The organism is Luteibacter sp. P4_D7_3 (genome assembly GCF_056401735.1).
This window is the reverse complement of the sequence record NZ_JBFUIT010000139.1, coordinates 1-9,654: the sequence shown is the minus strand read 5'-3', so window position 1 is coordinate 9,654 and position 9,654 is coordinate 1. Positions and strand designations below refer to the sequence as shown.

Sequence of the window (9,654 nt, the reverse complement as noted above, 5' to 3'; positions counted from 1 at the left end):
CGCATGTACCGAAGTTCACCGTGGTCATCGGCGGAAGCTTCGGTGCGGGTAACTATGCGATGTGCGGCCGCGCCTATGGCGCACGCTTCCTGTGGATGTGGCCGAACGCGCGCATCAGCGTGATGGGTGGCGAACAGGCTGCCTCCGTACTCGCCACGGTACGGCGCGACGGCATCGAGGCGGGCGGCGGCACCTGGAGCGCCGAGGACGAAGAGGCTTTCAAGGCGCCCGTGCGCGACCAGTACGAACGCCAGGGCCACCCGTACTACGCCAGCGCGCGTCTGTGGGACGACGGCATCATCGATCCGGCAGATACGCGGCGCGTGCTGGGGCTGGCGATCTCGGCTTCGATGAATGCGCCGATCGAGCAAGGCCGCTTCGGTGTATTTCGCATGTAAACCGTTCGTTGAGAAAGAGACCGTAAGTCACTGCCCTGTCGACACTACAGGGCAGCGTGATAACCTCTCCGGTCCATGTCCGACTTCGACAACCGCCCTGCCCCTGAGATCTTCACGCCGTCCGGCCTGAACCGGCTGGTGCGCGATCTGCTGGAAGACGCCCTGCCCATGGGCGTTTGGATCGAAGGCGAGCTGTCCAACGTGTCGCGGCCCGCATCAGGGCATGTCTACTTCACGCTGAAAGATGCCAGCGCCCAGGTGCGCTGTGCGATGTTCCGCATGGCCGCGTCGCGCCTGCGCTTTCGCCCTGTCGACGGCATGCATGTGCTCATGCGGGCCAAGGTCGGGCTTTACGAAGCCCGGGGCGAGTTTCAGCTGGTCGCCGACCATATGGAGCCGGCCGGCGAGGGCGCCCTGCAGCGTGAGTTCGAGCAGCTCAAAGCGCGACTCGGCGCGGAAGGCCTGTTCGACCAGGAACGCAAGCGTGAGTTGCCGTCGTTTCCGCGCCGCATCGGTGTCATCACGTCACCCTCAGGCGCGGCCATCCGCGATGTGCTGAGCGTGCTGGGACGTCGCCTCGGCCTTGCCGAGGTGGATGTGTTGCCCGTACCCGTGCAGGGTCGCGAGGCCCCACCGGCGATCGCCGCCATGCTCCGGCGGGCGTCGGACAGCGGTCGCTATGATGTGATCCTTATCACCCGCGGTGGTGGCTCGCTCGAAGACCTCTGGGCGTTCAACGACGAAGCCGTCGCGCGGGCGATCCACGCCAGCGCGGTGCCGGTCGTCTCCGCCGTGGGCCACGAGGTGGACTTCACGATCGCCGATTTCGTGGCCGACCTGCGTGCGGCCACACCCTCGGCCGCTGCCGAGCTTCTGGTGCCGGATGGGGCCGATCTCGCACGCCAGCTCGACCGGCTTCGCCAGCGCATGTCCACCCTGATGACGCGTCGTCTTCAGGCCGCTGCGCAGCGCGCCGACCATTGGCAAGCCCGTCTCAACGCCCAGCGGCCGCAGGCGCGTCTTGCCCGCGATGCTGAGCGCCTCGAAGGGCTACGCCGACGAATACTCGTCTCAGTCAGCCAGACCAACACGCTGCGCCAGGCCCGTCTCGATCGGCTGCACGTGCGCCTCACCGCGCAGCATCCGAAGGGCCGTCTGGCTGCTTCGAGCCTGAGCGTCGCGCGACTGCGCCAGCGCATGGCGACTGCGATGTCGCGTCGGCTGGAGCGAGACCGCCTTCGTCTTACCGAGCAGGCACGCACGCTGCACGCAGTGAGCCCGTTAGCGACGCTCGAGCGCGGCTACGCCATCGTGTTTGACCAGCGCAACGCGGTGGTCAAACACGCCGACAACGTCGCGGTGGGCGACCGCCTGCGCGTGATGCTGGGTGATGGCGAGCTCAACGTCCGCCGCGACGACTGACCAGGTACGCAAGGCGCGTCGCGTACACGATCACTGAACGCCACACCCGCGATCATTCCCGCCATTGCCGCCACGAGACCAGACCATGCTCGAGTCGAGCTACCCGTACTACGTCGCCAACAAGGCGCGGAAATCGCGCAAGACCTTCGACGTCATCGACAAGTACACCGGCAAGGTCGCCACGCGCGCCGCCTTGCCCGACGAGGCTGCGCTGGAAGAAGCCATCACCGCGGCCCACGACGCCACGCTGCCGATGAAACGCTTCCGCCCCTACGAACGCCAGGCGGTGCTGGAGCATTGCGTTTCGCGCTTTCGCGAACGCAAGGACGAACTGGCCTACGCGCTTTGCGTCGAAGCGGGCAAGCCGATCAACGATTCCATCGGCGAGGTCACCCGGCTGATCGAAACGTTCAAGATCGCCGCTGAGGAAGCGGTACGGATCAACGGCGAAACCATCAATCTGGAGATCTCGGCGCGCAGCGAGGGATACCACGGCTATACGCGGCGCGTGCCCCTGGGACCCGTGTCGTTCATTACACCCTTCAACTTTCCCTTGAACCTCGTCGCGCACAAAGTCGCACCGGCCATCGCCGCGGGCTGCCCCTTCGTGCTCAAGCCGTCCGAGCGCACGCCGCTCGGCGCCCTGATCATGGGTGAGATCCTTGCGGAGACGGACCTGCCCAAGGGCGCGTTCTCGATCCTTCCGCTGGACGGCAAGCATGCCGAGCCCCTCGTCACCGATCCGCGCTTCAAGTTGTTGTCGTTCACCGGCGGCCTGATCGGCTGGGACCTCAAGGCGAAAGCCGGGCACAAGAAGGTTACCCTCGAACTCGGCGGCAATGCCGCCTGCATCGTCGACGGCGATCAGGGCGATCGACTCGACGCGGTCGTCGAGCGCCTGGTCTTCGGCGCGTTCTACCAGTCGGGACAGAGTTGCATCAGCGTGCAGCGCATCCTTGCACATGACAGTATTTACGACGCCCTGAAGCGCAAACTCGTCGCCAGGGTGAAGGCACTCAAGGCCGGCGACCCGAAGAAGAAGGACACTTTTCTCGGCCCGATGATCGACGAAGCCGCTGCCGAACGCCTGGAATCCTGGATACGCGAGGCGAAGAAAGCCGGCGCGAAAATCCTGTGCGGTGGCGGCCGCAAGGGCGCGATGCTCGAGGCCACCGTGCTTGAGAACGTACCGCATGACGCGAAACTGCAGCGCATGGAAGCCTTCGGTCCGGTCGCCCTGCTCCAGCGCGTGGGTAGCTTCGACGAGGCCATCGCCACCGTGAACGATTCGGACTTCGGCCTCCAGGCCGGCGTCTTCACCAACGACCTGCGTCACGCCATGCGCGCGTGGGATGAGCTCGAACAGGGTGGCGTCATCGTCAACGACGTGCCCAGTTTCCGCGTGGACAACATGCCGTACGGGGGCGTCAAATCGTCGGGCGTCGGCCGCGAGGGCGTGAAGTACGCCATCGACGACCTGAGCGAGATCCGGCTGATGGTGATTCGCGACATGTGACACGTCCCGCCCTTCCGGCCCGGCGTATGCTCGGCCGACTCACGCGCAAGGTAACGTCGTATGTCCACCCTGGTCTTCGTGCACGGCTGGAGCGTCACCAACACGTCGACCTACGGCAGCCTGCCCGAGGCGCTGCGCGATCGCGCCGCACAAGCGGGCTCGACTCTTCGGGTGCTCGACATTCACCTCTCCGAGTACGTCACCTTCGACGACGCCGTGGGCATGGACGATATCGTCCGCGCGTTCGATCATGCCCTACGCGGACTCGCCCTCCCGGATGCGCGCTTCGACTGCATCACCCACTCGACCGGCGGCCCTGTCGTCATGGCCTGGCTTCGGGCCCAGCGGGAACACCCGACGTTATACGCACCGATCCATCTGGAGCGAGTGGTCATGCTCGCGCCTGCGCACTTCGGCTCCGCGCTGGCGACGTTGGGCAAGAGTGTCGTGGGCCGTCTGAAGGCCTGGTTCGACGGCGTAGAGCCGGGCCAACGCATCCTCAACTGGCTCGAGCTGGGTAGCCCCGAGTCCATCGCGCAGAATCTCGACGCCATCCATGGCAAGGACACGGCGCTCAGCGGCACCTACCTTTTCTCGCTGATCGGCGACCGGCCCGATCGCCGCCTCTACGATGTGGTCAATTCGTATACCGGCGAAGATGGTTCGGATGGTGTCGTCCGCCTGGCCGCCGCCAATCTCAATGCCACGCATTGCGTGCTCGCACAACCGGGGGCGTCGGCCACGCTGTCGATGACGCTGACACGCGCGCCGCGCACAGCCTTCAAATTGCTCGCGGGGCTTTCGCACTCGGGGAGCACGCAGGGCATCATGGGCTCAGAGCCTCCCTCGCCGCTTACCATCGACGCCGTCCTGCGGTGTCTTGCCGTGGATTCAGCAGCGGCCTACACGGCGCTTTGCCAGGCATTCGCCAGCGAGAACGCTCAGCGCGATGCTAACCGCGTGGAATTCGAGCCTGCCCTGTTCTCGCCGCGCGTACACATCCACGATCCGCGCAGCCTGATGATCTTTCGCCTCGTGGACGATCGCGGCGAACCGTTGGTCACGGCGCAGTTCCAGCTGACCGCCGGTCCCGACGCATCGACCGACCACCTGCCGCAAGGTTTCATGCTGGACCGGCAGGCCAATTCGCGTAGCCATGCGACGGTGGCGATGTTCCTTAATCGTGCGGTGCTCGCCGGTGAAGCGGCGATCCTGGATCCGCGCGATCCGCAAAAAACGCTGCGTGATCCGCTGCAGCCGCACCGTCCCTATGGCGTGCGCATCGAGCCGATCGACGTGACGGGCCTGATCCGCCACGTGGTGGCCAACACCGCACACGCCGACGATCTGCTCGACGCACTCGGGCCGCACGAAACGACGATCGTCGATGTGGTTCTTTCCCGCCGCGTCGCCGAAGGCGTGTTCCGCCTGACGCAGAATCTCGTTGCCGAGGACTTCCACAAGCCGATCCCCGGCGCCGACCTGGCCTAGCCCGCTGCGAAACGCGCTGTTGTAGGAGCCGATTCATCGGCGATCCCGCGCAGCGGGCMAGATTGTCGCGAGCACCCATCGCCGCTGAAGCGGCTCCTACAAAGAGCTGTCAGTTGGCGGGCGCGAGATCGCCGACGAGAGTCGGAATCAGCTCCGATACGGTGGGATGAATCGGTACCGCCCACTTCAATGTATCGATCGAGGCGTCCGCATTCATCATGTCGAGAATGCCGTGGATCGCTTCGTCACCACCCGTGCCCAGGATAGCCGCGCCGAGAATCTTCTTCGTCTGYGCATCGGCCACTATCTTCATGAAGCCCCAGGTCTCGGCCTTCTCGACGGCACGCCCGACCCGCGTCATCGGACGCTTCGATACCAGCAGGGAGCGACCCGACTTACGGGCCTGTGCTTCAGTCATACCGACGCGACCCAGCGGCGGRTCCACATAAAGCGCGTAACCAAGAATGCGATCGCTGACCTTGCGTTCCTCGCCGTCGAGCAGGTTCGCGGCCACGATTTCGTAGTCATTCCAGGCCGTGTGCGTGAACGCACCCTTGCCATTGCAATCGCCCATCGCCCAGACGCCTTCGGCGGTAGTCTTGAGATGATCGTCGACCTTGATGTAACCCCTCTCGTCCATCTCGACCCCCGCCTTGTCCAGGCCGAGGTCATCCGTATTCGGGCGACGACCGACCGCGAGCAACACATGCGTTCCGACGACTTCGGGCGCGCCCTCGTTGCAATCCACGCCGACCTTCACGCCGCGCTCGTGCTTGCCCAAGGTGATGCAGCAGGCATCCGTTCGCACGGCGATACCCTCCGCTTCCAGAAATGCACGAATCTCGGCGGAGACGTCTTCGTCTTCGTGGCTGACCAGCCTGGCGTTCTTCTCCACCACGGTCACCTCGGCACCGAAGCGCCGGAACATCTGCGCGAATTCGAGACCGATGTAGCTACCTCCCACCACCACGAGATGCTCGGGCACGGTCTGCAGCGGAATGATCGTGCTATTGGTCAGATAGTCGACCTCGTCGACGCCCGGAAAGTCCGGGATGTTGGCGCGGCCGCCCACATTGAGGAACACCTGGGGCGCTTCGAGCGCCTCCCCATTCACCTCGATCTGGCGCGGTCCGGTAAACCGCGCGTGCCCGCGAATGAGCGTGAGCCCCGGCATCGACGCCAGCCAGTCCTCGTTGCCCTTGCGCGAATCCAGGATGACCTTCTGGGCCCGCGCCGCGACGACCGGCATGTCGATGCTGATGGGGCCAACGCCAATACCGTACTCGGCCCCGCGCTGCGCGAAGCGGGCGGCGCACGCGCTGGCCACAAGGGTCTTGGTGGGTTTGCAGCCGGTATTGACGCAGGTGCCGCCCACCAGATGCCGCTCGATAATGGCGACCGTCTTCCCCAGGCCGGTCAATCGCCCGGCGAGCGCCGGGCCGGCCTGTCCGGCCCCCACGATGATAGCGTCGAAAGTGCGGGTCATGGGCGGGGCTCCGTCGGGTGGATGACCCTTGGAGGGTACCCCGAGCCGCTGGCGACCGCCTTGCACAAAAAACCTGGAGTGGTGACCCCGGCCCGATTCGAACGGGCGACCTTCCCCTTAGGAGGGGGACGCTCTATCCAGCTGAGCTACGGGGCCAACATTCGTCAGGATACCCGAGGGGGGATAGCGAACGGAAGCGAGACGCGTCTGCCCGCCGCGCTGTAAGGCCATTCCTACAGACACCGCCGAGTGCGAGGCTTACGATTCCGCGTGGGACGGGGAACAGGAGTCGGGACGTGAACATCGATGTCATGGATGTCTGGAAGCAGACCCGCGAGGTGCTTGCGCTGCGCAGGGAGGATCCCGATGAGGCCTATCGCCGTCTGGTCTCCCTGTATACCGGGTATCTCTCCGGCGATCTCTCGCCGGGAGACAGGGGCCACCTCATGAGCGAATTCGCCTCGATGCAAAGCCTGCTCGACAGGAAAGACGAAGCCCGTGCCACGGTCGACCAGTCGCTCGAGCTGTTTCCAAACTCGGTCGTGACGCTGTTGCACGCGAGCAACTTCTTCACTTACGACGTCGCGGCGCCCGAGACTGCGGTGAAACTGGCGCAACGTGCCGTGCTGCTGACCGAGTCAGACGGAGAACTGACYATCTACGCGTTGAATCATCTGTGCCGAATTGCACGACGTGCATGCCGGTTCGATGTCATGAGCCATGCGATGAAGCGTCTTCTGGCCACACCTCCCCGCGCCGGCTTGCCGATGCAGCACATCGAATGTGACTACCTGAAATCGCTTCCCGAGGGTGCCGTTCCGCCGACCCTGGTCCAGGCTTTGCTGGCGCGAGCCAGGCCAGCGCGCGACGCAGGCGACGATCAGGAGTCCAACGGCACATAACGCAAAACGCCCACCGGTTCCCCAGTCTTGCGCCCGGTATCCGCCGGATGATTCGTACCGTCCAGCACGGGCACTTCGTCGAAGTCGAACGGGCTGAGCCCCTCGAGGCAGGCGACATTCACGCCGTACTGCGCGTTGTTCGAGCGCCGCTGGTGAAACGTGTAAATGCCACACACCGAGCAGAAATAGTGCTTCGCCGTGCCTGTGTTGAACTGGTAGGTGGTCAGCGCGTCTTCACCCTGCTCGATCGTGATGCCGTCGAGTTCTGCCGAAACGGCGACAGCCCCACGCATGCGGCAATACGAGCAGTTGCAGCGCCGCGCAGTGCGCAGGCCATCGGACAGCTTCACGGTGAAGCGAACGGCGCCGCAGTGGCAGGCGCCTCGGGTCTCGGTGATGTCAGGGAGCATCGATAGGGCCGGTTGGGGAGGCCGACGCATCATAAATCGTGGTGAAGTCCGACGCTCGGCAGGCTAGCGGACAACACTCAATCGCCGCCCCGGCATCGGCGGCACCCGCGCGGGGCGTTTGGCGTCGCTGCCGAACGGCCGCCAGACACCGTCGGCACCTTCGATACCGATACTGACATCGCCGCCTTCGGCGGCGGCCCGGTTCACGGCCGAGCGCAGGGCCTCGAAACGGCTGTCAAACCGGGATACCACCTCACCCTCCACCCTCAGGGGCCAGGAGGGGCCGTCATCGGGTTGATAGGGAATCTCATAGATCCGGGACATGGGCACGGGCAGCCTTGGAAAGAAACACAAATCCAGCATGGACTTGCGACGGTGACCGCACGGTCTTCGTAACTTCCCCCGAAAAAGACGCCTCGCAGACATCCGTCCCGCGTCGCACAACGGGGTGTGAAGGGTGCGTTTGCTAGAATCCCGGTTTTACCCGTCTTCCATGGAGACCTTCATGTCCGCCAAGATCCTCGCAGCGCTCGGCCTGAGCACCACCGAATCCGGTACGTACCTCGGCCGCGGCGAATGGGCTTCCACCACGGGCGCCGGCACCCTGTCCCCGGTCAATCCGGCCACGGGCGAGGTGATCGCGACGGTGCAGGCCACCAGCGCGGCCGATTACGAGACGATCGTGCAGCGCGCGCAGGAAGCCTATGCGGTGTGGCGCACCACGCCCGCGCCGCGCCGCGGCGAAGCCGTCCGCCTGTGCGGTGAGGCCCTGCGCAAGCACAAGGACGCCCTCGGTTCACTGGTCGCCCTGGAAATGGGCAAGATCAAGCCGGAAGGCGACGGCGAAGTGCAGGAGATGATCGACATCGCCGATTTCGCCGTGGGCCAAAGCCGCATGCTCTACGGCTACACCATGCACTCGGAGCGCCCGGGCCACCGCATGTACGAGCAGTGGCACCCGGTCGGTCTGGTCGGCATCGTCAGCGCATTCAACTTCCCGGTGGCCGTGTGGGCCTGGAACGCCTTCCTGGCGACCATCTGCGGTGATATCTGCCTGTGGAAGCCGTCGCCGAAGACGCCGCTCTCGGCCATCGCCACCATGAAGATCTGCAACGAAGCCCTGAAGGATGCCGGTTTCCCGGATCTCTTCTTCCTCTTCAACGATGCCGGCACCGAGCTGGCCCAGACCTTCGTGGACGACAAGCGCATCCCGCTGATCAGCTTCACCGGCTCGACCAAGGTCGGCCGCATGGTCGGCGAGCGCGTCTCGCGCCGCATGGGTCGCAGCCTGCTTGAGCTGGGCGGCAACAACGCCATCATCCTGGACAAGTCGGCCGACCTGAAGCTGGCCATCCCGGCGATCGTCTTCGGCGCCGTCGGTACGGCCGGCCAGCGCTGCACCAGCACGCGCCGCGTGCTCGTGCACTCCTCCATCCATGACGCCGTGGTCGATACGTTGGTCAAGGCCTATGGCCAGGTGGAACAGAAGATCGGCGATCCCACCCTGTCGACGACGCTGATGGGCCCGTTGAACAGCCCGGAAGCCGTGACGGCTTTCCTGGCAGCCATCGAGCAGGCCAAGGCCGCCGGCGGCACCGTGCGCACGGGCGGCAAGGCGTTGACTGACCGCAAGGGCAACTTCGTGCTGCCGACGATCGTCACCGGCCTGAAGAACACCGACACCGTGGTCCAGACCGAAACCTTCGCCCCGATCCTCTACGTGATGCCGTTCGACACGCTGGACGACGCCATCACCCAGCAGAACGCCGTGCCGCAGGGTTTGTCCTCGGCCATCTTCACGCAGGATCTCAAGGCCGCCGAGCAGTATCTGTCGGCAGCCGGTTCGGATTGCGGCATCGCCAACGTGAACATCGGCACCTCGGGCGCGGAAATTGGCGGCGCGTTCGGTGGCGAGAAGGAAACCGGCGGCGGTCGCGAGTCGGGCTCGGATGCCTGGAAGGTGTACATGCGTCGCCAGACCAACACCATCAACTATTCGGACGCGCTGCCGCTGGCCCAGGGCTTCAAG

Annotated in this window: 9 protein-coding genes and 1 tRNA gene; 6 read left to right on the top strand and 4 right to left on the bottom strand. The window is 65.1% G+C overall.

Annotated features, from left to right (window positions below; all coding sequences use genetic code 11):
* The 4 genes from AC1DSN_RS13035 to AC1DSN_RS13020 all read left to right on the top strand — a co-directional run.
* Positions 1–398, top strand: a 398-nt coding sequence (locus AC1DSN_RS13035) for a carboxyl transferase domain-containing protein (RefSeq protein ID WP_477331035.1), incomplete at its 5' end; no start/stop codon positions are given.
* 75 nt (positions 399–473) lie between these two features.
* Positions 474–1,820, top strand: coding sequence for an exodeoxyribonuclease VII large subunit (gene xseA, locus AC1DSN_RS13030; RefSeq protein ID WP_063571331.1), 1,347 nt, complete (start codon positions 474–476; stop codon positions 1,818–1,820).
* 85 nt (positions 1,821–1,905) lie between these two features.
* Entirely contained in the window at positions 1,906–3,336 is a 1,431-nt protein-coding gene (locus AC1DSN_RS13025) for an aldehyde dehydrogenase family protein (protein WP_477331033.1), read from the top strand.
* Positions 3,337–3,396: 60 nt separating this feature from the next.
* Complete coding sequence (locus tag AC1DSN_RS13020) at positions 3,397–4,827, top strand: esterase/lipase family protein (RefSeq protein WP_477295251.1); 1,431 nt, start codon at positions 3,397–3,399, stop codon at positions 4,825–4,827.
* A 109-nt stretch (positions 4,828–4,936) separates the two neighbouring features.
* Here the strand turns inward: AC1DSN_RS13020 and AC1DSN_RS13015 are convergent, their stop codons facing one another.
* Both AC1DSN_RS13015 and AC1DSN_RS13010 read right to left on the bottom strand, forming a co-directional pair.
* Positions 4,937–6,313: an FAD-containing oxidoreductase gene (locus AC1DSN_RS13015; protein WP_477331031.1), complete on the bottom strand. Its 1,377-nt coding sequence runs from the start codon at positions 6,311–6,313 to the stop codon at positions 4,937–4,939.
* A gap of 79 nt (positions 6,314–6,392) precedes the next feature.
* Positions 6,393–6,469 (bottom strand) — tRNA-Arg (locus AC1DSN_RS13010).
* 140 nt (positions 6,470–6,609) lie between these two features.
* Between AC1DSN_RS13010 and AC1DSN_RS13005 the strand changes: the two genes are divergently transcribed.
* Positions 6,610–7,215: a hypothetical protein gene (locus tag AC1DSN_RS13005; RefSeq protein ID WP_477295247.1), complete on the top strand. Its 606-nt coding sequence runs from the start codon at positions 6,610–6,612 to the stop codon at positions 7,213–7,215.
* Here AC1DSN_RS13005 and AC1DSN_RS13000 read toward each other — a convergent pair.
* Positions 7,194–7,625, bottom strand: coding sequence for a GFA family protein (locus tag AC1DSN_RS13000; protein WP_477295245.1), 432 nt, complete (start codon positions 7,623–7,625; stop codon positions 7,194–7,196). The genes AC1DSN_RS13005 and AC1DSN_RS13000 overlap by 22 nt on opposite strands.
* Before the next feature lie 63 nt (positions 7,626–7,688).
* On the bottom strand, positions 7,689–7,949 hold the full coding sequence (locus AC1DSN_RS12995) for a DUF2188 domain-containing protein (protein WP_213948499.1): 261 nt from the start codon (positions 7,947–7,949) through the stop codon (positions 7,689–7,691).
* A gap of 181 nt (positions 7,950–8,130) precedes the next feature.
* Here AC1DSN_RS12995 and amaB point away from each other — a divergent pair.
* Positions 8,131–9,654, top strand: a 1,524-nt coding sequence (gene amaB, locus AC1DSN_RS12990) for an L-piperidine-6-carboxylate dehydrogenase (RefSeq protein ID WP_477331029.1), incomplete at its 3' end; no start/stop codon positions are given.